This is a genomic window from Rhodanobacter sp. sgz306013 (genome assembly GCF_057031145.1).
This window is the reverse complement of record NZ_JBXCIJ010000004.1, coordinates 373,556-397,794: the sequence shown is the minus strand read 5'-3', so window position 1 is coordinate 397,794 and position 24,239 is coordinate 373,556. Positions and strand designations below refer to the sequence as shown.

Here is a 24,239-nt window from a genome sequence, read left to right as displayed (position 1 = left end):
CAGCGGTCACGCGGCACGGGGCCGCGCCACCATCGAGACTGCCCCAGTCATAAAGATCGCTGTCATCCCGGCAGCTTGAAGTGCGCCACCGAGCGCCGCAGGTCGCTGGCCAGCTGCGCCAGGGTACCGATCGAATCCGCGGTGCGGCTGGCGCCCTGCGAAGTCTGCGAGGTGATCTCCCGGATCGCGTTCATCGATTGCGAAATGTCCGTCGCCGCCGCCGACTGCTGACGCGCCGCGCTGGAGATGTTCTGAATCAGCGCGGACAGGTCGTGCGACACGCGTTCGATGTCGCCCAGCGCGCTGCCGGCGTCCTCCGCCTTGCGTGCGCCGGCCACCACCTCGGCGGTGGTCTGCTCCATCGAGTTCACCGCCTCGTTGGTATCGGACTGAATCGTCTGCACCAGGGTCTCGATGCGCTTGGTCGCGCTGGTGGAGCGCTCGGCCAATCGCTGCACTTCGTCCGCCACCACCGCGAAACCGCGGCCCGCCTCGCCGGCCGAGGCCGCCTGGATCGCCGCGTTCAAGGCCAGGATGTTGGTCTGTTCGGCGATGTCGTTGATCAGTTCCACGATCGAACCGATCTCCTGCGAGGACTCGCCCAGCCGCTTGATGCGCTTGGAGGTCTCCTGGATCTGGTCGCGGATCGAGTCCATGCCGGAAATCGTCTCGCGCACCACCTCGGCGCCGTGCGAGGCGATCTGCACCGAGCGCTCGGCCACGTCGGCCGATTCGGCGGAGTTCTTCGACACGTGGTCCAGCGAGCTGGCGATCTCGTTGATCGCGCCGGTGGCGGTGCTGATCTGCTGCGCCTGCTGCTCGGCTGCGTCAGCCAGATGGCGCGCGGTAGTCTGGGTTTCCTGCGCCGACGAGGACACCTGTTCGGAGGTCTCGTTGATCGTCGTCACCAGGGTGCGCAGCTCGTCGATGGCGTAGTTCACCGAGTCGGCGATCGCGCCGGTGATCTCCTCGGTCACCGTGGTCTTCACCGTCAGGTCGCCTTCGGCCAGCGCGCCCATCTCGTCCAGCAGGCGCATGATCGCCTCCTGGTTGCGCTGGTTGAGCGAGGTGGATTCGGCGAAGCGGCGGCGCTGGTCGCGCACCAGGCTGACCACCAGCAGCAGGGCGAACGCCACTGCGCCGATCGCGGCCAGCAGGCCCCACCACACGTTCGGGAACAGGCGGCGCAGCGGCAGCTTGCCGATCTGCTCGGCGAGGTCGTTCGCGCGCAGCAGCACCGACTGCGAATCCAGCGAGGCCTTGTTGCCGGCCTGCTTCACCGTGGCGAGGTTGCCGGATGCGGACACCAGCTTGGCCAGCGGATCGGCCAGCTTGCCCCAATCGTCCTGCATGCCGGTCAGGATCTTGCGTGCATTGGCATCGCCGATCGGCTTGACGCCGCTGCCCGGATTGCCCTCGATGAGGCCCTGCAGCACGCTGCCATACAGCTGGGCGTCGCGTTGCAGGCCATCGGCCGCAGCCTGGGCGTTGTCGCCGCCCTGCAGCACTTCCTGCACGCGGCGGATGATGCGGTCGGCCGACAGCATCTGGCGCGAGGTGCCCAGCATCTGCTCCGCGCTGCCGTTGCGCTGCTGCAGGATGTTGACCACCTGGTCCATGCTGGAGTTGAGCAGCGGCATCTGCTGCGACACGGCGGCCGCGCGCTGGCCGGAATCCAGCACCACGGCCTTGTTCTGCAGGATCTTGCCGATGTCACCGTCGAGCTGCTTCCAGGCGCCGTCCAGCGCGCTGGCCGCACGGCCGACCGGCGACGTGTTGTTGTCGGCATAGGCGTGCATGCCGGTGGCCGCGTCGCCCTTGTTCAGCTTGCGCACCGCCGAGTCGATCGCGTTGCGGGTGCTTTCCAGCTCCTTGTACGAATCGGCATTGCCGTCGGACGACTCCAGCGCGAATTTCGCGGTCTGCTGCGACAGCACCTGGATCTGGGTGGTCAGCGCGACCGCCTGGCGATCCTCGCCGTTCTTCACGTTGAGCTGCCAGAAATCCAGTGCCGCGAAGCCAATCGCGACCAGCAACAGGACAATGAGTGCGGTATTCCCGCGCTCCTTGCCGACGCCCCCTGTAGTGCTCATGTTCACCTCGTCCGTCTACTTCACCGGAACGGCCCCGCCAGCATGGGCGGGAACGGGTCCTGGACCTGTCATCTTGGAGTTTCCGGCCCTTGGCGGCGCCGGACCTGCTGCATGTGGCCGCCGCGGGTCAGGCCGCGGCCTGGCGGAAATCGGGCGCCCGCACCAGCCGGCTCATGCTGAGTATCGCCATCTGCTGCTCCCCTTCACCCACCCGCTGCTCGGCGAAGCGCGCCAGCCGCGGGTCGTCTTCCTGACCTGCCGCACGCCGCTGCTCCGCATCCACTGTGCGCTGGCCGAACACCTCGTCGACCAGTAGGGCCACGCTGCCACCGCCCTGGCGCACCACCAGCAGGCGGGAGCGATCGGTCTGCGGCGTACGCTCGTCGAACAGGAAGCGGCCGAAATCCACCACCGGCATCAGGTTGCCGCGGACGTTCGCCACGCCGAGCAGCCACGGCCGGGTGCCGGGCACGGCGGTGAGCGGCGGCATCGCGAGCAGCTCGTTGATCTCGCCGATCTCGCTGACCAGCAGGCGCGGTCCCACGCGGTAGCCGATGCCGCGCCACAGGCCCGGCGCGTCCATCCGCTCGCGGGTGTCCGAAGCATGCTCCAGCGACAGCCGCTCGTAGCGGGCCAGGATCTCGAACGGGGTGAGGCCGACGGCTGCGTTCATGCCGCGCTCGACAGCAACTGGTTGATGCAGGCGAGCAGCTCGCCCTCGTTCACCGGCTTGGTGATGAAGGCGCGCGCGCCCTGGCGCAAGCCCCACACGCGGTCGGTCTCCATCGCCTTGGTGGTGATCATCACGATCGGCACCTCGGACGTGGCCGGATCGCGGGTGAGCGTGCGGGTGGCCTGGAAGCCGTTCATGCCGGGCATGATGACGTCCATGATGACCAGCGCGGGCGGCGTGCTGCGCACGCGCTCGATGCCTTCCTCGGCATTGCCCACGGAAGCGACTTGATGACCCGCCCGTTCGAGCAGCGTGGTGAGCACGCGCACGTCGGTCGGCGAGTCGTCAATGATGAGGATATCGGCCACAGGTTCCCCCGAGAATCTGCGGTCAGCGGCTGGGAACCGTACTGACATGGTGATGGATGGCGCCGAGCAGCTCGTCGCGCGTGAATGGCTTGGTGAGGTACTGCTCCGCGCCCACGACGCGGCCGCGCGCCTTGTCGAACAGGCCGTCCTTGGAGCTCAGCATGATCACCGGGGTGCCGCGGAACTGCGGATTGTTCTTGATCAGCGCGCAGGTCTGGTAGCCGTCCAGCCGCGGCATCATGATGTCGACGAAGATGATGGCGGGCTTCTGGTCGGCGATCTTGGCCAGCGCCTCGAAGCCGTCCACCGCAGTCAGCACGTCGCAGCCTTCCTTCTTCAGCAAGGTCTCTGCCGTGCGACGGATGGTCTTGGAGTCGTCGATCACCATGACCCGCAGGCCGGCCAGACCATTCGCGTTCGCGTTCAGATTCATTACTCCCCCCCTGTTACCCAAAGACGGGTCCAGGACAACCACCAAGACAGGCAACAAGCATGCCGCCGGTGCACATGACAAAACAAGACAAGCATCGCGATCCGCGACACCCGCTCTGCGGCGGGATGCACAGGCTGGTTGTTTACTGCCTGCCTGCCAGCGCGTCAAGCAACATTCGCGTCGCAAGGCGCCCCGCGGACGCGCAATGTGACCCTGACCGGCAGGCTTGAACCTTCCGCGGCACCTCGACGGCATTCACGCTTGTCGCGGGTGGCGACGTAGGCGAACATCGTCCCTCCCCCTGCCGGCGCGTCGCGCCGCAAGACTTTCCACGGAGAATCACGATGCCTCTTTCGGTCGCGGTGCTGATGGACCCCATCGGCGCGATCAAGCCGGCCAAGGACACCAGCCTGGCCATGCTGCTGGAGGCGCAACGGCGCGGCCACGCCCTGCATTACATGGAGCAGGGCGACCTGGCGCTGCGTGACGGCGAACCCTGGGCTCGGCTGCGCCCGCTGGCGGTGCGCGACGACGCCCGCGACTGGTACAGCCTGGGCGAACCCGCCTGGCGCGACCTGCGCGAACTGGACATCGTGCTGATGCGCAAGGATCCGCCGGTCGACGCCCAGTTCGTCTACGACACCATGGTGCTGGAGGCCGCCCAGCGCCACGGCGTGCAGGTGGTCAACAACCCGCGCGCCTTGCGCGACTGCAACGAAAAGGTGTTCGCCCTGCACTTCCCACAATGCATGGCACCCACCCTGGTGGCGCGTGATCCGGCGGAGCTGCGCCGCTTCGTGGCCGAGCATGGCGAGGCCGTGCTCAAGCCGCTGGACGGCATGGGAGGGCGCGGCATCTTCCGCGTGAAGGCCGGCGACAAGAACCTGAACTCCATGCTGGAAACCCTGCTGGCCGGCGGCCCGCACGGCGAGGGGCGCCAGTTCACCGTGGCGCAGAAGTTCATCCCGCAGATCAGCGCCGGCGACAAGCGCATCCTGCTGATCGACGGCGAACCGGTGCCCTACGCGCTGGCGCGCATCCCGCAGGGCGACGAGTTCCGCGGCAACCTGGCCGCCGGCGGCCGCGGCGAGGGCGTGCCGCTCAGCGAGCGCGACCGCTGGATCGCCGCCGAGGTGGGCCCGGAGCTGCGCCGCCGCGGACTGCGCTTCGTGGGCCTGGACGTGATCGGTGACTACCTCACCGAGATCAACGTCACATCGCCGACCTGCGCGCGCGAGCTGGATGCGCAATTCGGCCTAAATATCGCGGGTCTGCTGTTCGACGCCCTCGAGCAGCGTCCTGCTGGAAGCCGCGCTTCGTGAGTTCCGCCGCCGCACGCCCCGCCGCCGACCCGATCGGCGCGACCCTGCTGTTTTCGCTGCTCCTGCACGGCGTGCTGCTGCTGGGCATCACCTTCCATTTCGCCAGGCCCACGCCCGACCTGCCCACGCTGGACGTCACCCTGGTCAACGTGGCCAACCGCGAGGCGCCGGACCAGGCCGATTTCCTGGCCCAGGCGAACAACCGTGGCGGCGGCCAGAACGAGCACGCGGCGCGGCCCTCGCAGCCGTTCTCCGGCGCGCTGCCCAAGCCCGACCCCGGCACCGCCGAACGAAGGGTGACGGCGGCCACCCCGCAGGCGCGCGACGCCACGCCGCAACGCATGGTCACCACCAGCGGCCGGAGCCGCTACAGCGTGGCCAGCGACACCGCGCAGACCGAAGTGCTCCCGCAGGATGCGCCCAACGCGCAGGAGCTGCGCCGCCAGCAGGAGATGGCGCAACTCGCCGCCGAACTGCGCAACCAGACCCAGGCCTACGCCAAGCGCCCGCGCAAGAAGTACATCTCGGCCAACACCAAAGAGTACGTCTACGCCGCCTACATGCGCGGCTGGTCCGACCGCGTGCAGCGGGTGGGCAATCTGAATTACCCGGAAGAGGCGCGCCGGCGCGACTTGCACGGCGACCTGCTGCTCACCGTGGGCATCAACCGCGACGGCAGCATCCACAGCATCGACGTGATCCGCAGCTCGGGCCAGCCGCTGCTGGACGCCGCGGCCGAGCGCATCGTGCGCCTGGCGGCGCCGTTCCCGCCGCTGCCCGCCGAAGCGAAGGCGGACGAGCTCTACATCACCCGCACCTGGCAGTTCCTGCCGGGTGGCGTACTGCGGAGCAAATAGGCCGCGCCGCAACTGCCGCCTCTTCACGGTACGGGCTTACAATGGGCACATGAGCCGCACCGAACCGCCCACCCTCACCGGCCATTTCCTGATCGCCATGCCCGGGCTGGCCGAACCGCCGTTCTCGCGCGGCGTGGCCTTGCTGTGCCAGCACAGCGAGGAAGGCGCGGTAGGCCTCCTGGTGAATCAGCTTTCGCAGTACCGTTTCGGCGACGTGCTGGCGCAGATGAAGCTGGAGTGCAGCGATCCCGAGCTGGCCGACGCGCCGGTGCTGATCGGCGGCCCGGTCCAGCAAGAGCGCGGCTTCGTGCTGCATCGCGAGCCCGGCCACTGGGAATCCAGCTACCGCATCAATGCTTCGTGGTCGGTGACCACCTCGCGCGACATCCTGGTGGCGATGGCCGCCGGCGAAGGCCCGCGCCAGGCGATCATGGTGCTGGGCTACGCGGGCTGGGATGCGGGCCAGTTGGAGCAGGAGCTGATGGCGAACGCCTGGCTCACCGCCGAGGCCTGCGAACGCGTGGTGTTCGACACGCCGCTGGAGGAGCGCTGGAGCGCCGCCGCCGGCCTGGTCGGCGTCGACCCGCTGCAGCTGCCCGGCTACGCGGGCCACGCATGAGCTGTGCCTTCGGTTTCGATGTCGGCAGCAAGCTGATCGGCGTGGCGGTGGGCAGTGCCCTCACCGCCAGCGCCCGCGCGCTCGCCGTGCTCGCGGTGCACGACGGCGAACCGGGATGGCCGCAACTGGACGCATTGCGTGGCGAATGGCTGCCCGATGCCCTGGTGGTGGGCCTGCCGCTCACGCTGGGCGGCGAGGAACAGCCCGCGAGCCGGCGCGCCCGCCGCTTCGCTGCTGCGCTGCAGCAACGTTATGGGTTGCCGGTGGCGCTGGTCGACGAGCGCCATAGCTCGCAGGAGGCCGCGCGCCGCTTCGCCGCTGCGCGTGCCGCAGGCCTGAAGCGCCGCCGCGATGCCGCCGGCATCGATGCCGAGGCCGCCGCCGTCATCCTCGAACGCTGGTTCGCCGAACCCGCGTCCACTTCCGATCTTTCCACTCCCGCACACACGCCATGAGCCCACGCCTGCGCCACCTCACCACGCTGGAACACCTGCCGCGCGCCAGCGTCGAGCGCCTGCTCGACCGCGCCATCGCGCTGCGCGACGCCTGCGCGCACGGCACCCGCAAGCTGGACACGCTGGCCGGGCGCACCGTGCTCAACCTGTTCTTCGAGCCGTCCACGCGCACCCGCACCTCGTTCGAGCTGGCCGCGCGCCGGCTTGGCGCCGACGTGCTCAACTTCGACATCGGCTTTTCCTCCACCGCCAAGGGTGAGGCGCTGTACGACACCTTGCACACGCTGGAGGCAATGCACCTGGACGCGATCGTGGTGCGCCACAAGGTATCCGGCACGCCGGAGGAGCTGGTACGCCACGCGATGAGCGGCGTGTCGGTGATCAACGCCGGCGACGGTAACCGCGCCCATCCCACCCAGGGCCTGCTCGACGCGCTGACCATCCGTCAGCACCGGCCGGATTTCGAGAACCTGGTGGTGACTATCTGCGGCGACATCCGCCACTCGCGCGTGGCGCGCTCGGACGTGCACGCGCTCGCCGCGCTGGGCGTGGGCGAGATTCGCCTATGCGGTCCCGCCCCGCTGCTGCCGGATGCGAGCGAGTTCGCGCAGTGCCGCTTCACCGAGGATTTCGACAGCGCCATCGAGGGTAGCGACGTCGCGATCATGCTGCGCCTGCAGAAGGAACGCATGGCAGCCACCGACCTGCCGGACGAGGCCGCCTACTTCCACCACTTCGGCCTGGACGCGCGCCGCCTCGCGCGCGCCGCCAAGGGTTGCCTGGTGATGCACCCGGGCCCCCTCAACCGCGGCATCGAGATCGCCGACGAGGTGGCCGACGGCGCGCAGTCGCGCATCCTCGAACAGGTGGCCAACGGCGTGTTTGTGCGGATGGCCGTGCTGGCCGAGTTGCTGGCGCGCTGAGCGCAGCCCAACGCCGCAAGCCCCCCGGGCGCGGCCGAGCGGCCGCTCCGCTTCTAGTGCACCGCAGCAAGCCGCAAAGCGGGCATAATTGCGCGCAGCGGCTTCCACCACCGGGGAACACCATGCAATCGAGGACGCGCTTCATCGCGCTGGGGCTGGCCTGCGTCGCGCTGGCGGCCTGCTCGCACAAGGACAAGAGCGCGCCGCTGGCCTTCGTGCCGGCGGACACGCCGTATGCGGTCGCCAACCTGGCCGTGCTGGACGACGACACGCGCCGGGCGCTGCTCGCCCAGGCCGACCTGCAGCTGCCCTCGCAGGTCGCCCAGATGGAGGCCTTCGCCACCCGCGAGCAGGCCAACGACCCCGATGCCGCGCGCCTGGTGCGCGCCTTCACCGGCGAACTCAAGGGCAAGACCATCGAGGCCTTCGCCCAGGCCAGCGGCTTCGATCTCAAGGGCCGCTTCGCGCTCTACGGCGAAGGCATGGCCCCGGTGCTGCGCATGGAGCTCAGCGACCCCAAGGCCTTCGAGGGCTTCGTGGGCAGGCTGGAGACCGCCTACGGCAAGAAGCTGGATACCGCCACCATTGGCGCGCAGAGCTACCGCAGGCAGCTGTTCCCCGCTTCCGGTACGGAACTGGTGCTCGCCGTGGTCGGCAAGCAGGTAGTGGCGGCGATCCTCCCGGCCGACGCCGCCACGCCGCTGCTGCGCCAGACCCTGGGCCTGGACCGCCCAGCGAAGAGCCTGCAGGACGACGGCCGGCTCGCCGCGCTGGCCAAGGACAAGGGCTATGCCAAGTGGCTGGTCGGCCAGCTGGACCTCACCCGCGCGCTGCCGCTGGTGGTTTCCGGCAGCGACCCGCTGATCGCCGCGATCGAGCACGCCCACGCCGGCGCGGAATCGGCGAAGACCGGCGAACCGCTGGCAAACCTGCTGAAGACCTCGCCGAGCTGCGCCCCTGAGGCCAGCCGCATCGCCGCACGCGTGCCCTCGCTCAGCTTCGGCTACACCCGGCTGGACGCGAAGCACCAGGATGGTCGCTTCGACGTGGCGCTGGCCGACGACATCGCCAGGGCCTTCAGCGGGCTCAAAGTGGAGCTGCCTGGCCTCGGCGGCGGCACCACGGCGCCGTTCGACCTCAGCCTTGCGCTGCCGGTGGCCGCGCTGCGCACGTTCTGGTCCGCCCAGGCCGATGCGGTGGCGGCCAGGCCGTTCACCTGCCCGATGCTGGTCGACCTCAACGACGGCTTCGCCAAGCTGGGCGAGGCAATGCCGAAGGCGGCGATCCCGCCGTTCGGCAACCTGCTCGGCCTGCGCCTCGCGCTGGACAGCCTGAGCGCGGACAAGACCAGCAGCCTGCCGAATTTCAGCGGCCGGGTGGTGCTCGGCACCAGCGACCCGAGCGGTCTGCTGGCCACCGGGCAAATGATGGTGCCTGCACTGGCGAAGCTGAAACCCGCCGCTGACGGCACCCCGGTGGCGCTCCCGAAGGACATGGTCGCCATGCTCGGCCAGCCAGCCTGGCTGGCGACCGGCGACAAGGCACTCGCGCTCGGCATCGGCACCGGCGAGGACGCCAAGCTCGCCGCCACCCTGCACGACCCTGCAGGCGAACCGGGCCAGGTGGCCCGCATGCACCTTTCTGGCGCCATGTACCTGGATTGGCTGAAGTTCATGGAGATGAAGTCCGACAGCCTCGCCGCCGCAGCCGCCGAAATGAGCAAGAGCGACGAACCCACCATCAGCGGCGACACCACGCCCGCCGACGAGGCGGCCCAGGCCGCCGCCGACGCCGCCCGTTCCAAGGCGCAGTTCGCCGCGATGGAGGCCCAGGCGCAGCGCGTGGAAAGCATCGACGCCGAGATGCACGTGGACGAGAGCGGCATCGTGGTCACCAGCCACACTACGCTGAAATGAACCCTTGCAACGGAACGAAGAAGGCGCCCCGCGGGGCGCCTTCTTCGTTCCGACGACTGGTCTGTAGGAGCGCACCCTGTGCGCGAACACTCCGACGTTTGGTCGTAGCCAAAGGCATTCGCGCACAGGGTGCGCTCCTACGGCAGGATCGGGCCTCTCCAGGCCACCCGGCTCACCGCTGCAGCAGGCCGCCGCCGAAACTGTCGCCGCCGCGGGTCTGCTCCACCTCCACGCCCTCCAGGCCCTGCGACAGCGTGTGCGCGTCGCCGCCCTGGGCCAGCTTGATGCGCAGGCGCACCTCGTTCGCGCTGTCGGCGTGGCGCAGCGCGTCCTCGTAGCTGATCTCGCCGGCGTGGTAGAGCTCGACCAGGCTCTGGTCGAAGGTCTTCATGCCGAGCAGGGTGGATTCCTTCATCACTTCCTTCAGCTTGTGGATCTCGCCCTGGCGGATGTAGTCCTGCACCAGCGGCGTACCCAAGAGGATCTCCACCGCCACGCGGCGCGCCTTGCCGTCCGGCGTGGGGATCAGCTGCTGCGCCACCACGCCCTTGAGGTTCAGCGACAGGTCCATGAACAGCTGCTCGCGGCGATCCGCGGGGAAGAAGTGCAGGATGCGGTCCATCGCCTGGTTCGCGTTGTTCGCGTGCAGGGTGCACAGCACCAGATGGCCGGTTTCGGCGAACGCGATCGCGTGCTCCATCGTCTCGCGCGTGCGCACCTCGCCGATCATGATCACGTCCGGCGCCTGGCGCAGGGTGTTCTTCAGCGCGTTGTCCCAGCTGTCGGTGTCGATGCCGATCTCGCGCTGGGTGATGATGCAGCCCTCGTGCTTGTGCACATATTCGATCGGGTCCTCGATCGTGATGATGTGGCCGGTCGAGTTCTGGTTGCGGTAGCCGATCATCGACGCCAGCGAGGTGGATTTGCCGGTGCCGGTGCCGCCCACGAAGACGATGATGCCGCGCTTGGTCATCGCCAGCTGCTTGATCACCGGCGGCAGGTTCAGTTCCTCGACCGTCGGGATCTTCGACTCGATCCGGCGCAGCACCATGCCCACGCAATTGCGCTGGTAGAAGCACGATACGCGGAAGCGGCCCACGCCCTGCGCGGAAATCGCGAACTGGCATTCGTGGGTCTTCTCGAACTCCTCGCGCTGCGAGGGCGTCATCACGTTGAGCACCATGTCGCGCGACTGCTGCATGGACAGCGGGCTCTGCGTGATAGGCACGATGCGCCCCTGCACCTTCATCGACGGCGCCACGCCGGCGGTGATGAACAGGTCCGATGCCTGCTTGTGCACCATCAGCTTGAGGAAGGAGGTGAAATCGAATTCGCTCATGGTCCTGTCTCCTCCGGGAGACGCAAATCAATGGAATGGCCGCGGAGCCGCAGTCACGCCCGCCGGCGCCTATCGGAACAGATCCTTGTTCTTCGCGTAGCCATACGCCTCCTGGCGCGACACCAGGCCGCGCTTGACCAGGTCCTGCAGGCACTGGTCAAGCGTCTGCATGCCGAACTGCTGGCCGGTCTGGATCGCCGAGTACATCTGCGCCACCTTGTCCTCGCGGATCAGGTTGCGGATCGCCGGCACGGCCACCATGATCTCGTGCGCAGCGAGGCGTCCGCCGCCGGTCTTCTTCAGCAGCGACTGCGAGATCACCGCGCGCAGCGACTCGGACAGCATCGAGCGCACCATCGGCTTCTCGCCGGCCGGGAACACGTCGATGATGCGGTCGATGGTCTTTGCCGCCGAGCTGGTGTGCACGGTGGCGAACACCAGGTGGCCGGTTTCAGCCGCGGTCAGCGCCAGGCGGATCGTCTCCAGGTCGCGCAGCTCGCCCACCAGGATGAAATCCGGGTCCTCGCGCAGCGCCGAGCGCAGCGCCTCGTTGAAGCCGTGCGTGTCGCGGTGCACCTCGCGCTGGTTCACCAGGCACTTCTGCGAGGTGTGCACGAATTCGATCGGGTCCTCGATCGTGAGCATGTGCCCGTATTCGTTCTTGTTGATGTGGTCGACCATCGCCGCCAGCGTGGTCGACTTGCCCGAGCCGGTGGGGCCGGTCACCAGGATCAGGCCCTGCGGCTGCTCGATCAGCTCCTTGAACACCTTCGGGCAAGCGAGGTCCTCCAGCGTGAGCACCTCGGAAGGAATGGTGCGGAACACCGCGCCGGCGCCGCGATTCTGGGTGAACGCGTTGACGCGGAAACGCGCCAGGCCCGGGATCTCGAACGAGAAGTCGGTCTCCAGGAACTCCTCGTAGTCGCGCCGCTGCTTGTCCGACATGATGTCGTAGACCAGCGAGTGCACCTGCTTGTGTTCCAGCGGCGGGATGTTGATGCGGCGCACGTCACCGTCCACGCGGATCATCGGCGGCAGGCCGGCGGACAGGTGCAAGTCCGAAGCCTTGTTCTTCACCGAGAAGGCAAGCAGTTCGGCGATATCCATACAGTGGTTCCCCTCGACCCGTCGTCGGATGCTGTGGCGATGGCTGCAGCGGAAAGGCGAGGTGCGGACGCCGCGTGCGATGCGCGCATGCGCCCCGGTCATCCGGCTCCCCCTTGCAGCGAGCCGATACTACTCGCCGCACGGGTCGTGCGGCCAGCGTCGGCCGCGGTTTGCGGACTTCGTCACCGAAACCGCGGCGCCCCACTCGGACGGCGGCTCCGGTAAGGTAGGCGGCCGTCTCCATCCACCAGGATTCCCCCATGACACGCATCGCCTTCGTCGGTGGCGGCAACATGGCCCGCAGCCTGATCGGCGGCCTGCTCGCCACCGGCCATGCGGCCGCCGACATCCGGGTGGCCGACCCGCTGGCCGAAACGCGGGAGCGGCTGGCCCGCGACTTCGGCGTCGCCACCTGGGCCGAGAACCGGCTCGCCGTGGCCGATGCCGACGTGATCGTGCTCGCGGTGAAACCGCAGGCCATGCCCAAGATGCACGGCGAACTGCACCTCGCCCTGCAGGGCCGGCGGCCGCTGATGATCTCGATCGCCGCCGGCGTGCGGCTGGACCAGCTCGAACGCTGGCTGGGCGCGCTACCGATCGTGCGCTGCATGCCGAACACCCCGGCGCTGATCGGCGCCGGTGCCACCGGCTTGTGCGCGAACGGCCGGGTCAGCGCCGCACAGAAGGCGCTGGCGCAGCACATCCTCGACGCGGCCGGGCTCACCCGCTGGATCGCCGACGAGGCGCTGATGGACACCGTCACCGCGCTTTCCGGCTCCGGCCCCGCCTACTTCTTCGCCCTGGTCGAGGCGCTGGAAGATGCCGCGGTGGCGCAAGGCCTACCGCGCGAAACCGCCCGCGCGCTGGCGGCGCAAACCTGCCTCGGTGCCGGCCGCATGCTCACCGAAAGCGGCGAGGACCCGGCCGAACTGCGACGCCGCGTCACTTCGCCGAACGGCACGACCCAAGCCGCGCTGGAAAGCTTCGCCGCCGACGGCCTGCCGCGCATCACCGCACGCGCCGTCGCCGCCGCCACCCGCCGCGGCGCCGAACTCGCCGCCGCGCTCGACAACGGGAATCCCGCATGAGCTACCTCCTCAACGCCCTCGCGCTGCTGGTCGAATTCGCCTTCGACGCCGTCGCCACCCTGTTCCTGCTGCGGGTCGCCGCCGAAGCCTGCCGCGCCGACTTCCACAACCCGCTCAGCCAGTTCATCTACCGCACCACCAACCCGGTATTGGCGCCGATCCGCCGCGTGCTGCCGAACTGGCGCCGCATCAACCTCGCCGCGCTCCTGCTCGCGTGGCTGGCAATGCTGCTCAAGCGCCTGGTGCTGTTCACGCTGATGGGCCTGGTGCCGCACTTTCTCGGCCTGGTCGTGCTGGCACTGGCCGAGCTGCTCGATTTCACTCTGCTGTTCTACCTGGTGCTGGTGTTCGGCTGGTCGTTGATGAGCATGTTCGTCCCCGACCAGCGCCAGCCGCTGCAGCGCCTGCTCGGCGTGATCGTCGATCCGCTGATGCGGCCGCTGCGCGGCAGGCTGGTGGTGGGGATGATCGATTTCTCGCCGACCGTGGTGATCATCGGCTTGCTGCTGGCGCGGATCCTGGTGGCGGCGCCGTTGCTCGATTTCGGCATGCGGTTGGCGGTGGTGGGCTGACCTCGCGCCTTTTCCCTTCGCTCGCTGCGCTTTTCCCCCTCGCCCACTTGTAGGAGAGCGGCTAGGGAAGAGGGGCTTTGCCTCCGTGCTCTCGCAAGTTTCAAAGCAGTTTCGGGCGCCGGCAGGGGCACGAAACCGCTTTGAAGTTCGCGCAGAAATTCACCGAGCGATCCCGCCAAGAACCAGAGCGCGAGCCCTTCGACTCCGCTTCACTATGCTCAGGACGAACGGAAACGGAGCAAACGGCTAACTCGCAACCCCAGCGCGTCGAATCGACAACCGCGCCGGCGTCACGCGTTCAATGCCCCAACACCGTCACCGTAACCCTCCGCTGATGCGGATCACGCCGGTGCTCCCACAGGAACAACCCCTGCCAGGTCCCCAGCTGCGGCTTGCCGCCATGAACCGGCACCACGAGGCTCACGCCGGTGAGAACGGCGCGCACGTGCGCGGGCATGTCGTCCGGCCCTTCGGCGTCGTGCTCGAAGATCGCATCGCCGTCGGGCACGGCGCGGGCCAGCCAGCGTTCGAGGTCCTCGCGCACGGTGGGGTCGGCATTCTCGCTCAGCAGCAGCGAGCAGCTGGTGTGCGCGGTGAATACGTGGGCGATGCCGAGCTGCACGCCGCTGGCGGCCACCACGTCGGCGACCTTGTCCGTGATCTCGGTGAAGCCGCGGCCGCGCGTGTGCACCGCGAATCCGTGCTGGTCGGCGTGGCCGGCGGGCAGGGAGCGGCTCATGGCGCAGGCGTGCTCACGGGTACAGCAGCCGATGCGTCCAGGTCTGGCCGTGCCGGCTCCAGCGCACGCGCTCGTGCAGGCGGAACTCGGCGCCATACCAGAATTCGACCACGTCGGGCTCCACCAGGTAGCCGCCCCAGTGCGGCGGGCGCGGCACGTCGCGGCCCTCGAATTCGCGCTCGTAACGCGCCACGCGCTCGTCGAAGCTCTGGCGGCTGGGCAGGTTCTGCGATTGCAGCGAGGCCCAGGCGCCGATCTGGCTGCCGCGCGGCCGGGTGGCGAAGTAGGCGTCGGATTCCTCCGCCTGCAGCTTGCGCGCCACGCCTTCCACGCGCACCTGCACGCCGTGGCGCAGCTGCTTCCAGTGGAAGCACAGCGCCACCTGCGGATGCGCCGCCAGCTGGCCACCCTTGTCGCTGTCGTAGTTGGTGTGGAAGCGCAGCCCCCGCTCGTCCACGCCTTTGAGCAGCACGATGCGCGAGGCGACGCGGCCGTCGGCGTCCACCGTGGCCAGGTTCATCGCGGTGGGCTCGGGATCGCCGGAGGCCTTCGCCTCCTCCAGCAGTTGCCGGAAAGTGTCGAGAATCTCGGGGCTCAGCATGGCTCGGAAACTTTTCCCTTGAATCGTGGCGCGCGCGCGCCATCATGTCGCGGATGAGACCGTCACATCTTAACCCAATCCCTCACCCCGCCCGGGTCCACGGCCGGCTGCGCCCGCCCGAAGCGGATGGCTGCCGATGAGCATGCCCAAAGCGCACGCCGCCGCACCGAACGCCTCGCTGGCCGGCCACCTGCTGGACCAGTATGCCGGACGCATCGCCCGCTCGCGCCGGCCGTACATCCTCGGCCTGTCCGGACTGCAGGGCAGCGGCAAGAGCACGCTGGCGCGCGAGATGAAGGCACAGGCCGAGGCGCGCGGCTGGGCCACCGAGGCCCTGTCGCTGGACGACTTCTACTACTCGCGCGGCGACCGCGAGCTGATGGCCCAGCAGATCCATCCGCTGCTGCGCACCCGCGGCGTGCCGGGCACGCACGAAATCGAGCTGCTGCTCTCCGTGCTGGCCGCGCTGCCGCAAGCGTCGGAGAAGCTCCCGGTGGCATGGCCGCGCTTCGACAAGGGCCGCGACACGCGCATGCCACCCTCGCGCTGGCCCCGCGCCACCCGTCCGCCGAAGCTGGTCATCGTGGAAGGCTGGGCACTGGGCCTGCGACCGCAGTCCCAGGCCACGCTGGACGAGCCGGTGAACAGGCTGGAACGCGAGGAAGACGCCGACGGCAGCTGGCGCCGCTGGGTCAACAAGCAGTTGCGCGGCTACCAGCCGCTGTGGCGCAAGTTCGATGCCCTGATCGTGCTGCAGGCGCCGAACTGGGACGTGGTGCGCCGCTGGCGCGGCGAGACCGAGGAGGAACTGCTGGCGCGCAACGCGCCGCTGGCGATGGACGCCGCCACCATGGAACGCTTCCTGCAGCACTACGAGCGGCTCAGCCGCCACGCGCTGGCCACCCTGCCCGCGCTCGCCGACAGCATCGTGGAGTACGACGACGACCGCCACATGACCGGGCTCACGCATTCGTGACGAAGTTCTCCCCTCTCCCGCCAGGAGAGGGGCTGAAGTGAGGGCCCGGCAGGCGAAGAGATACAGCAACCGCCGTGCTGAATGTCCAGGAAGTGCTTTCGTGCGCTTCCTGGACTCGCCCAGCCCGACAAGGCCGGGCTGGGCTCCGCCGGGCAACCGCTATAGCGATTGCCCGGCATGCGATCCATCCGTGGATCGCCTGTAGCAGGCCGCGGCGGCGGCTTGCTACACCACCGGCTCTACCTGTACCGCCGTGCCGTAGCTCAGCACCTCGGTGACGCCCTCGGCCACGTCATTGGCGTCGTAGCGCATCGTCAATACCGCATTCGCGCCCATCGCGGCGGCGTGCTGCAGCATCAGCTCGAAGGCTTCTTCGCGCGCCTTCTCGCAGAGTTCCGTGTAGATCGTGATGTTGCCGCCCACCAGGGTCTGCAGCGCGGCGCCGAGGTTGCCCACCACGCTGCGCGAACGCACCGTGATGCCGCGCACGATGCCCAGCGTGCGCAGCACGCGATAGCCGTGCAGCTCGTTGCCGGTGGTGACCATGCCGTGCGGGATCGGGAAACTGGCCATGGGTGTTCTCCTCGGTGGAAAGATGGACCGCTCAAGTATCCAGCAAGGCCGCGTAGCCGTCGCGTGCATCGGGCCACCGCGGTGCCCAGCCGCTGGCGCGCAGGCGCGCATTGCTGAGCCGCTTGCTGCCCACGCCGGCAGGTGCCGCCCCTTCCGCCGGCGGCGGCGCATCGACCAGCTGGGCAAGAAGGTCGTACAACTCATCAAGCAGCAGCGGCGTGTCGTCCACGCCCAGGTACAAGGGTTCGGGCGACGGCAGGCGCAGCAGGTGCACGATCGCCGCCGCGGCGTCGTCCACGTGGATGCGGTTGGCCCAGTGCGGCACCTCGCGCGGTACGCGCGCCACGCCCGCGCGCAGGCGCTCGACCAGTTGCAGGCGCCCCGGCCCGTACAGGCCGGCGAGCCGCAGCACGGTGGACGACACCGACTGCGCCGCCAGCCAGCGTTCCGCCTCCAGCAGCAGTTCGCCGTTGAAACCCAGCGGCGCAGGCGGCGTGGTCTCGTCCACCCAGTCGCCGTCGTGCTCGCCATACACCGCGCTGGAGGACACCAGCAGCACCTGGCGCAGCGCACTGCGGTCCAATGCCTCCAGCACATGACGCAGGCCGTCCAGGAACAGCGCGCGGTACGCCGCCTTGTCCCGCGCATCCGGCGCGGGCAGGTAGACCAGCCGCGTGATGCCGGCAGGAAGGTTCGCCAGCGTGTGCGGCGCGGCGAGATCGGCGCCCAGCCAATGCAGGCCGGCCGGCGCATCCGGCGGCGGGCGCCGGCGCAGCGCCCACACCTCGTCGCCCGCGGCCATGAGGCGCACGGCCACGCGCAGGCCCAGGTCGCCGCAACCTGCCAGCAAAATCCGTTCGGCCATCCAAACCTCTACTGTTAAAGTGCCGGGATGAATCCGTCGCGCAACCTGTTCCTCATCGGCCCGACCGGCGCGGGCAAGACCTCGGTCGGCCGACGCCTCGCCGCGCATTATGGCCTGGCCTTCGTTGATCTCGACCACGAGATCGAGCGACGCACCGGCACGGATATCGCCACCGTGTTCGCCGTCGAGGGCGAAGCCGGCTTCCGCCGTCGCGAGAACGCGCTACTGAAGGAGCTCTCCGCGGGCGACGGCGTGCTGCTGGTCACCGGCGCCGGCGCGGTGCTGGCTGCGGACAACCGCGCCCTGCTCGCCGCGCGCGGCTACGTGCTGTGGTTGCAGGCCAGTGTCCAGCAGCAGCTGGAACGGCTCGCGCACGATCATCAGCGCCCCTTGCTGGCTGGTGTGGACCGCCGCACCCCGCTCGAGGCGATGGCCCTGATCCGCGAGCCGTTGTACCGCGAGACCGCCGACCTCGCCCTGCCTGCCACCCATGGCATCGCGACGATCTGCGCCCAGGCCATCGCGCTGATCGACCGGCACTGGCAACGCCCTTCTCTCCCCACACCCCCGTCCGCCGAATGAACGCAAGCAACCCCACCACCATCGACGTCACCCTCGGCGCGCGCAGCTACCCGGTCTGGATCGGCCGCGGCCTGCTCGGCGACGCCGCACGCTGGCGCGCGCGCCTGCGCGGCCGCCACGTGCTGGTGGTCAGCAACACCACGGTGGGGCCGCTGTACCTGGAGCGCGTGGCGCGTGGCCTCGATGGACTGAACTGGTCCAGCCACCTGCTTGACGATGGCGAGGTGCACAAGAGCTTCGCCAACGTGGAACACGTGCTTGCCGCACTGGCCGGGCTGGGCGCCACCCGCGACGCCTGCGTGATCGCCCTGGGCGGCGGCGTGGTGGGCGACCTCGCCGGCTTCGCCGCGGCCTGCTGGATGCGCGGCATCGACTTCATCCAGATGCCCACCACCCTGCTGGCGATGGTGGATTCCTCGGTGGGCGGCAAGACCGGCGTGAACCTGCCCGCCGGCAAGAACCTGGTCGGCGCCTTCCACCAGCCGCGCGCGGTGGTGGCCGACCTCGACACGCTGGCCACGCTGCCCGATCGCGAATACCGCGCCGGCCTGGCCGAAGTGATCAAGGGCGCGGCGATCGGCGACGCGGCGTTCTTCGCCTGGCTGGAAGATCACGCGGATGCGCTGGCCGCGCGCGACGACGCGGCGCTGACCGAGGCCATTGCGCGCAAGCTCCGCTACAAGGCCGGCGTGGTGGCGCGCGACGAAACCGAACAAGGCGAACGCGCCCTGCTCAACCTCGGCCACACCTTCGGCCACGCGCTGGAGACCGCCGGCCACTACACCACCCTGCTGCACGGCGAAGGCGTGGCCGTGGGCATGCTGCTCGCGGCACGGCTGTCCGAACGGCTCGGCATGGGCGGCGCCGCCGACACCGCGCGCCTGCAACGCCTGCTGGAAAAGACCGGCCTGCCCGTCGCGATCCCGCCCGGCATGGACGCGCAGCAGCTGCTGGCGCTGATGCGGCTGGACAAGAAGAACACCGCCGGCACGCTGCGGCTGATCCTGTGGCGCGGCATCGGCAAGGCCGAGATCACGAGTGGCGTGGCCGAGGCGGAAGTGCTGGCCGTGCTGCGCGAGGCCATCCCGGATTGAACGATCTGACAGCACGGCTACCTTGATCGACGGCATCGCCGACGCCATTCGTGAATTCCTGCATTTCCTGCCGGCATGGCTGATTTCGGGCTGGATGGCGTCCAGCACGGGACGTTGCGTTGCGCTGATCTGCACTTTGGGACGCTACCCGCGCGGAGCCGCACTGGAACGCGATGGCAACCGCATCGCTCTCGCCGGTTTGGGAGTGCTGCTCTGCGCGCGGTCCGTGATTGCGATCTGCGACAACTGCGCGATGCCATCGACGCGCGTCGCCTGGCCACACGCAGACCGCCAAATGGCGCCCTGCGGACTCGCTAGGAAGCCCCCGGCCTTCTAGAATGGCGCCATCACGCGGCCTCACGCCGTACCGATCACCGACGCCATGCGCCTCTATCTGCAAAACCTGCCCGGCAGCGCCGAGCCGCCACGCTACGTCCAGATCGTGCTGGAGCAGGATCTGCTCGGCGGCTGGACGCTGTACCGCGAGACCGGCCAGCAGGGCGGCAAGGCCACGCTGCGCCGGGAGCAGTTCCTGGAGCGCGACGCGGCGATCGCCGCGTTCGAGAAGGCGCGCGACGCCCAGCTCAAGCGCGGCTATCGCCTGATGTTCGCCCAGGGCCTGGAAGGCCCCTACGGACGATGAAATGCACGCACCGCTGAAGAACGACCGTTTCCTGCGCGCGCTGCGGCGCGAAGCCACCGACACCACGCCGATCTGGGTGATGCGCCAGGCCGGCCGCTACCTGCCCGAGTACCGCGCCACCCGCGAGCGCGCCGGCAGCTTCATGGGCCTGGCGCAGAATCCCGAGTTCGCCTGCGAGGTGACGCTGCAGCCGCTGGATCGCTTCGCGCTCGACGCGGCGATCCTGTTCTCCGACATCCTCACCATCCCCGACGCGATGGGCCTGGGCCTGTCGTTCGCGCACGGCGAAGGTCCGCAGTTCGCGCACCCCGTGCGCAGCGCGGCCGACATCGCCAGGCTCGCCGTGCCCGACATGGACGCCGAGCTTCGTTACGTGATGGACGCGGTAAGGCTGATCCGCCGGGAACTCGCCGGCCGCGTCCCGCTGATCGGCTTCGCCGGCAGCCCCTGGACGCTGGCCTGCTACATGGTGGAAGGCAGCGGCTCGCGCGACTTCGCACGGCTCAAGGCGCTGTGCTGGAGCGAACCCGCGCTCGCCCATCGGCTGCTCGACGTACTGGCGCGCAGCGTGGCGGCCTACCTCGCCGCACAAGCCGCGGCCGGCGCGCAGGTACTGATGGTGTTCGACAGCTGGGGCGGCATGCTCGGCCCCGCGCCGTTCCGCGAATTCTCCCTGCGCTACATGGCGCAGATAGTGACTGCGCTGAAGGCCGACGCGCACGCGCGCGAACTGCCGGTGATCCTGTTCTCCAAGGGCGCCAACGCCAGCCTGGCGGCCATGGCCGACTCCGGTTGCGCCGCGCTGGGCGTGGACTGGACCATCGACCTCGCCGACGCCCGCCGCGCGGTGGCCGGGAAGGTGGCGCTGCAGGGCAACCTCGATCCGGCGATCCTGCGCGCCGGCCCGGAGGTGATACGCCGCGAGGCGCGCGCCGTGCTCGACAGCTACGGCAACCATCCCGGCCACGTGTTCAACCTCGGCCACGGCATCACGCCGGAGGTCGATCCCGAGCACGTGCGCGTGCTGGTGGACGAGGTGCACACTTACGGGCGTGTGTTGCGCGGCGCAACGGCCTGATCGTCAAGCCAGCCGACGACGGAGCATCATCGGAGCCCTCATGAAGACCACGGGTATCGTGTTGTCCGGCTGGCTGGCGTTGGCGGCTTTCGCCGCTTCGGCGCAAACGGATCTCCCCGCCGTGGACGTCACCGCGCCACCGTTCTCGTCGCAGCACGGCGGCTACCTGGTCTCCGGGGACTTCAAGGTCGACCCGCGCATGCCGTCGGTGGTATTTCCCGCACAGGCCCTGGTGAAGGGCGACATCCTCAACATCGAGCCGATGTCACTGCAGGACGACGAATACCTGGTGCTGCAGGAGTGCGCGTCGGCCGACTGCAGCGAGGCCAGCATCGTGCGCTTCTGGACCGCGGGCAACGTCGGCGGCAGCGACGCACGCTACAACCGCGTGCGGATCACGCACGAAAACAAGTATTTCATCTGGCTGAAGCGCCTTCCGGAAATCTCCGGCCAGAGCTGCGGCCAGGGCTGGTTCAAGTTCAGCAACGACACCACCCGGTGCGGCGGTCATTTCACCAGCTTCCGGCAGATCAGCCCGCCTTTGGTGCTGATTCCGGACGGCGACCTGGCCGCCTTCCATCAGGAGGCCCTGCGCAAGGCCATCGCGAGTGGGCCGGTCCGGGTCAGGCGACAGGCGCACGAAGGCTCCACCTACGTGGTGACCTACCAGGGCGGCAGCATCGCGCGCATCCAGCGCATGCATGCCACCCGCTGAGACGGGCAGGGCCGACCACATTAACGGGTTGGCCAGGCCTCCCGCACCAAGAGAGAACCCATGGGACATTTTGACTGGCTGATGCTGCTTGGCTTTCTCCTACCTGGCGCCATCGTCTGCGCGATCCATCGCCATCTCCTCCGGCAGGCACGCTGATGTACATGGGCCACTTTGCCATCGCGCTGGGCGCGCGCCGCCGCCTGCAGTCGCTGCCCATGGCATGGCTGCTGTTCGCCTGCATCGAACCGGACCTGCACGACGCGCTCGGCAACCTGGTTCCGGCGCTGAGCGTCGGACCGGACACGCACACCCTTCCCGGCGCATGTGCTGCCGCCGTCGCGGTCGGCGCCCTCACGGCCGTGTTCTTCCGTCGCACCGGCCTGGCGCTGGGCGCCGGCCTGCTGGTGCTGTCGCACATCGCAGCCGACTACCTCACCAGCCGGCTGCCGCTATGGCGGCACGGCCCCGTGGTCGGCCTGCACCTCTACGCCACGCCTTGGGCGGATTTCCTGCTCGAGGCCTGCACCATCGTCGTCGGCCTGGCCCTGTACGCCGGTTCCTCCGACCTGCGCCATCCCAAGGGCGGCGGCGTCACGGCCATGGCTGCCGTCATGCTGGCTTTCCAGGCGGCGTGGAACTTCGGACTGGGCGGCGGCTGAGCCGGAGCAACCCGCCGGCCGCGCGCACTATGCCTCTCAGCGCAGATGCACCCAATGCACGTGGATGCCGTTGGCGCGGTCGTCGGCGCGAAAGCCTTCGCGCCCGTCCACCACGATGCCCCAGCTTGAGCGCATCGCGCCGGCCTGGACCCGGTCCACGCGCACGTGTTCGCCCTTGGGGATGGCGAAGCGCGTCTCGACCACCATCACCCCTTCGCGCTGGTAGACCAGGGTGGCCGCCCGACCGACGCCGGCACCCCAGCCGATGTGCAGCTCGCAGGCCACCGGCGCATGCACGCCGCGGTTGTCGAGGCTCCAGCTTTCGGACCGGGTGAGCAGGGACTGCAGCTCGGGGTTGCTCCAGTCCACGGTGTTGCCGGATGGCGGTTTGTCGTAGCGGCTCATGTTCATGCTGGATCGTTGGCCAGACACCGGTTTCGCAGGCTGTTCCGTGCACGCAGACGGGCGGGCGCCTTCCCGGTTACTCGCCACCGTACGCGCACAAAGATGAAATTCTTGCAATGCCACGGTCAGGTTGTCGGCAGAAGCAGCCCGTGCTTGAGGCGTGCCCGCCCTGCGGCGTTCAGTCACGCCGCGCTTTTCGCGCCGGAACCGGCATCTGCGGGGCGGCTCAGCCGGGCTGCATGCCCATGCGACCGCGTGGCGCGACGCCGACCAGCCGCGAGCGCAGCCAACGCTCGCACGGCGCCGACAACCAGCGTTCCACCGCCGTCCCCAGGAGCCAGCACAGCGCCAGCCCCGGCAGGTACCACAGCCAGCCGTGCGCCGGATCGCCGCCGACGAAGCGATACAGGCGCACCACCGCGAACACCACGAACATGTGGGTGAGGTAGATCTCGTAGCTCATCCGGCCCCAGGCACGCAGCCAGCCGAGGCCAGGCAGCGGCGACACCGCGCCCGGTGCGGCGCGCCAGCGGCAGCAGAGCAGCAGGCACAGCGCGGACGAGGTGAGCACCAGCATGTAGCCGTCACGCAGCCAGTGCCACAACGCACCGCCATCCAGCAGCACCGCCCCCAGGCCCACGGCGCCGAACCAGCCCAGCAGCAGGACGGTACGCCGCGGCGGCCGCCAAGCCTCGGCGAGCAGCGCGCCGAGCACGCCGGTGGCGATCGCCGCCATGCCCGGCAGGTAGGCCTTCTCCAGCCAGATCTCGTTACCATGCAGCGCCGCCCGCAGCCACGGCAGCGACAGCGCCAGCAATGCCAGCGGCGGCACCAGCAGCGCGCGCCGGCGCAGCAGCAGGCAGGCCAGCGGGAAGCCCAGGTAGAACGCCTCCTCGATCGACAGCGACCACAGTACGTCCCACGAACCGGGCAAATAGCCGGTACGCCCTTCGTACCAGTTGAGATGCAGGCTCAGCGCCGCCAGCAGCGCGCGCGGCAGCGACTGACCGGCTCGATGGATCACGTAGTCCTGTACACCGAGCAGATGCAGTGCGCTCAGCACTGCGAGCAGCGCCAGCAGACACGGCACGATGCGCGCGAAGCGCCGCGCATAGAAAGCCCGCACATCGATGGCCGCCAGGCTGCCCCAGCGGCGCAGCGCATTGCCCGTGATCAGGAAGCCGGAGATCACGAAGAACACATACACCGCCTCGTAGCCGTTCCAGTTGAGCCGGTTCAACAGCCAAGCGGGGAAGACATTCGCCAGCGTGCTCTTCTCCAGCGGCATGCGCAGGCCGAGATGATTGAACACCACCAGCACGATGGCGAGGCCGCGCAAGGCATCGATGCCGGGATTGCGTGACCCCGCATGCCCCGCTTCCATCGCAAGAACCCTCTCGCGCATGCGCCGCCCCTGTCGTGTCGAGCCGCGATGGTGACGGCGCGACGGCTGGCCGGCAAGACGGCCGGGGGAGCGATGCATGGCACGACGCCGCGCGCAGCCTGCGCGGCAGGTCAATCCATCCCGTGCCGGGGCCGCGGCG

Annotated in this window: 28 protein-coding genes; 16 read left to right on the top strand and 12 right to left on the bottom strand. The window is 69.1% G+C overall.

Translation table 11 applies throughout. The annotated features are described in order from the left end of the window. Nucleotides 1–62: 62 nt before the first annotated feature. From AC2EWF_RS14765 to AC2EWF_RS14750, 4 genes are all read right to left on the bottom strand, one after another. A complete protein-coding gene (locus AC2EWF_RS14765; RefSeq protein WP_483640136.1) occupies nucleotides 63–2,093 on the bottom strand; it encodes a methyl-accepting chemotaxis protein in 2,031 nt (676 codons plus the stop codon). 127 nt (nucleotides 2,094–2,220) lie between these two features. After that, nucleotides 2,221–2,766, bottom strand: coding sequence for a chemotaxis protein CheW (locus AC2EWF_RS14760; RefSeq protein ID WP_483640135.1), 546 nt, complete (start codon nucleotides 2,764–2,766; stop codon nucleotides 2,221–2,223). After that, a complete protein-coding gene (locus AC2EWF_RS14755; protein ID WP_369493219.1) occupies nucleotides 2,763–3,134 on the bottom strand; it encodes a response regulator in 372 nt (123 codons plus the stop codon). The genes AC2EWF_RS14760 and AC2EWF_RS14755 overlap by 4 nt, the downstream gene beginning before the upstream one ends. 22 nt (nucleotides 3,135–3,156) lie before the next feature. After that, nucleotides 3,157–3,567 (bottom strand): response regulator, encoded by a 411-nt coding sequence (locus AC2EWF_RS14750; protein WP_077484853.1) that lies wholly within the window; start codon nucleotides 3,565–3,567, stop codon nucleotides 3,157–3,159. Nucleotides 3,568–3,911: 344 nt separating this feature from the next. Between AC2EWF_RS14750 and gshB the strand changes: the two genes are divergently transcribed. From gshB to AC2EWF_RS14720, 6 genes are all read left to right on the top strand, one after another. Beyond that, nucleotides 3,912–4,889: a glutathione synthase gene (gene gshB, locus AC2EWF_RS14745; protein WP_483640134.1), complete on the top strand. Its 978-nt coding sequence runs from the start codon at nucleotides 3,912–3,914 to the stop codon at nucleotides 4,887–4,889. Next, nucleotides 4,886–5,746, top strand: a complete 861-nt coding sequence (locus tag AC2EWF_RS14740) for an energy transducer TonB (RefSeq protein ID WP_483640133.1) — start codon at nucleotides 4,886–4,888, stop codon at nucleotides 5,744–5,746. Before gshB ends, AC2EWF_RS14740 begins: the two co-directional genes overlap by 4 nt. 49 nt (nucleotides 5,747–5,795) lie before the next feature. Beyond that, nucleotides 5,796–6,365 (top strand): YqgE/AlgH family protein, encoded by a 570-nt coding sequence (locus tag AC2EWF_RS14735; protein ID WP_483640132.1) that lies wholly within the window; start codon nucleotides 5,796–5,798, stop codon nucleotides 6,363–6,365. Next, a complete protein-coding gene (gene ruvX / locus AC2EWF_RS14730) occupies nucleotides 6,362–6,820 on the top strand; it encodes a Holliday junction resolvase RuvX (RefSeq protein WP_483640131.1) in 459 nt (152 codons plus the stop codon). Before AC2EWF_RS14735 ends, ruvX begins: the two co-directional genes overlap by 4 nt. Next, the gene (locus AC2EWF_RS14725; protein WP_483640130.1) at nucleotides 6,817–7,743 is read left to right on the top strand and encodes an aspartate carbamoyltransferase catalytic subunit; all 927 of its coding nucleotides are present in this window, start codon (nucleotides 6,817–6,819) and stop codon (nucleotides 7,741–7,743) included. Before ruvX ends, AC2EWF_RS14725 begins: the two co-directional genes overlap by 4 nt. 122 nt (nucleotides 7,744–7,865) lie before the next feature. Beyond that, nucleotides 7,866–9,659 carry a hypothetical protein gene (locus AC2EWF_RS14720; protein WP_483640129.1) on the top strand — a complete coding sequence of 598 codons (1,794 nt, stop codon included), beginning with the start codon at nucleotides 7,866–7,868 and terminating at the stop codon, nucleotides 9,657–9,659. 172 nt (nucleotides 9,660–9,831) lie between these two features. Here AC2EWF_RS14720 and AC2EWF_RS14715 read toward each other — a convergent pair whose 3' ends face one another. Both AC2EWF_RS14715 and AC2EWF_RS14710 read right to left on the bottom strand, forming a co-directional pair. Beyond that, nucleotides 9,832–10,998, bottom strand: coding sequence for a PilT/PilU family type 4a pilus ATPase (locus AC2EWF_RS14715; protein WP_483640128.1), 1,167 nt, complete (start codon nucleotides 10,996–10,998; stop codon nucleotides 9,832–9,834). Between the two features lie 69 nt (nucleotides 10,999–11,067). Beyond that, nucleotides 11,068–12,105, bottom strand: coding sequence for a type IV pilus twitching motility protein PilT (locus AC2EWF_RS14710; protein ID WP_483640127.1), 1,038 nt, complete (start codon nucleotides 12,103–12,105; stop codon nucleotides 11,068–11,070). Between the two features lie 260 nt (nucleotides 12,106–12,365). Between AC2EWF_RS14710 and proC the strand changes: the two genes are divergently transcribed. Continuing rightward, nucleotides 12,366–13,193, top strand: a complete 828-nt coding sequence (proC, locus tag AC2EWF_RS14705; protein WP_483640126.1) for a pyrroline-5-carboxylate reductase — start codon at nucleotides 12,366–12,368, stop codon at nucleotides 13,191–13,193. Next, nucleotides 13,190–13,765: a YggT family protein gene (locus AC2EWF_RS14700; RefSeq protein WP_483640125.1), complete on the top strand. Its 576-nt coding sequence runs from the start codon at nucleotides 13,190–13,192 to the stop codon at nucleotides 13,763–13,765. The genes proC and AC2EWF_RS14700 overlap by 4 nt, the downstream gene beginning before the upstream one ends. A 298-nt stretch (nucleotides 13,766–14,063) precedes the next feature. On the opposite strand, the gene AC2EWF_RS14695 is transcribed toward AC2EWF_RS14700, so the two are convergent. Beyond that, on the bottom strand, nucleotides 14,064–14,504 hold the full coding sequence (locus AC2EWF_RS14695) for a secondary thiamine-phosphate synthase enzyme YjbQ (protein ID WP_483640124.1): 441 nt from the start codon (nucleotides 14,502–14,504) through the stop codon (nucleotides 14,064–14,066). 13 nt (nucleotides 14,505–14,517) lie between these two features. Continuing rightward, nucleotides 14,518–15,105, bottom strand: coding sequence for a pyridoxamine 5'-phosphate oxidase (gene pdxH / locus AC2EWF_RS14690; RefSeq protein ID WP_483640123.1), 588 nt, complete (start codon nucleotides 15,103–15,105; stop codon nucleotides 14,518–14,520). Between the two features lie 142 nt (nucleotides 15,106–15,247). Here pdxH and AC2EWF_RS14685 point away from each other — a divergent pair, with 142 nt between their 5' ends. Continuing rightward, complete coding sequence (locus tag AC2EWF_RS14685) at nucleotides 15,248–16,081, top strand: kinase (RefSeq protein ID WP_483640447.1); 834 nt, start codon at nucleotides 15,248–15,250, stop codon at nucleotides 16,079–16,081. 225 nt (nucleotides 16,082–16,306) lie between these two features. Here AC2EWF_RS14685 and AC2EWF_RS14680 read toward each other — a convergent pair whose 3' ends face one another. Next, nucleotides 16,307–16,654, bottom strand: coding sequence for a YbjQ family protein (locus AC2EWF_RS14680; RefSeq protein ID WP_483640122.1), 348 nt, complete (start codon nucleotides 16,652–16,654; stop codon nucleotides 16,307–16,309). Between the two features lie 31 nt (nucleotides 16,655–16,685). Then, on the bottom strand, nucleotides 16,686–17,519 hold the full coding sequence (locus AC2EWF_RS14675; protein ID WP_483640121.1) for an NAD-dependent epimerase/dehydratase family protein: 834 nt from the start codon (nucleotides 17,517–17,519) through the stop codon (nucleotides 16,686–16,688). A gap of 27 nt (nucleotides 17,520–17,546) precedes the next feature. Here AC2EWF_RS14675 and AC2EWF_RS14670 point away from each other — a divergent pair, with 27 nt between their 5' ends. The 7 genes from AC2EWF_RS14670 to AC2EWF_RS14640 all read left to right on the top strand — a co-directional run bounded on the left by AC2EWF_RS14670 (nucleotide 17,547) and on the right by AC2EWF_RS14640 (nucleotide 22,290). Then, nucleotides 17,547–18,101 carry a shikimate kinase gene (locus AC2EWF_RS14670; RefSeq protein ID WP_483640120.1) on the top strand — a complete coding sequence of 185 codons (555 nt, stop codon included), beginning with the start codon at nucleotides 17,547–17,549 and terminating at the stop codon, nucleotides 18,099–18,101. After that, nucleotides 18,098–19,195, top strand: coding sequence for a 3-dehydroquinate synthase (gene aroB, locus AC2EWF_RS14665; RefSeq protein WP_483640119.1), 1,098 nt, complete (start codon nucleotides 18,098–18,100; stop codon nucleotides 19,193–19,195). The genes AC2EWF_RS14670 and aroB overlap by 4 nt, the downstream gene beginning before the upstream one ends. A gap of 22 nt (nucleotides 19,196–19,217) precedes the next feature. Further along, nucleotides 19,218–19,532 (top strand): hypothetical protein, encoded by a 315-nt coding sequence (locus AC2EWF_RS14660; protein ID WP_483640118.1) that lies wholly within the window; start codon nucleotides 19,218–19,220, stop codon nucleotides 19,530–19,532. 45 nt (nucleotides 19,533–19,577) lie between these two features. After that, entirely contained in the window at nucleotides 19,578–19,838 is a 261-nt protein-coding gene (locus AC2EWF_RS14655) for a hypothetical protein (RefSeq protein WP_369493237.1), read from the top strand. 1 nt (nucleotide 19,839) lies between these two features. Next, nucleotides 19,840–20,916, top strand: a complete 1,077-nt coding sequence (gene hemE, locus AC2EWF_RS14650) for a uroporphyrinogen decarboxylase (protein WP_483640117.1) — start codon at nucleotides 19,840–19,842, stop codon at nucleotides 20,914–20,916. A gap of 40 nt (nucleotides 20,917–20,956) precedes the next feature. Next, complete coding sequence (locus AC2EWF_RS14645; protein WP_483640116.1) at nucleotides 20,957–21,631, top strand: hypothetical protein; 675 nt, start codon at nucleotides 20,957–20,959, stop codon at nucleotides 21,629–21,631. A gap of 161 nt (nucleotides 21,632–21,792) precedes the next feature. Beyond that, on the top strand, nucleotides 21,793–22,290 hold the full coding sequence (locus AC2EWF_RS14640) for a hypothetical protein (RefSeq protein ID WP_483640115.1): 498 nt from the start codon (nucleotides 21,793–21,795) through the stop codon (nucleotides 22,288–22,290). Between the two features lie 36 nt (nucleotides 22,291–22,326). Here the strand turns inward: AC2EWF_RS14640 and AC2EWF_RS14635 are convergent, their stop codons facing one another. Next, on the bottom strand, nucleotides 22,327–22,701 hold the full coding sequence (locus AC2EWF_RS14635; RefSeq protein ID WP_483640114.1) for a hypothetical protein: 375 nt from the start codon (nucleotides 22,699–22,701) through the stop codon (nucleotides 22,327–22,329). 220 nt (nucleotides 22,702–22,921) lie between these two features. Continuing rightward, nucleotides 22,922–24,100 (bottom strand): acyltransferase family protein, encoded by a 1,179-nt coding sequence (locus AC2EWF_RS14630; protein WP_483640113.1) that lies wholly within the window; start codon nucleotides 24,098–24,100, stop codon nucleotides 22,922–22,924. Nucleotides 24,101–24,239 lie beyond the last annotated feature (139 nt).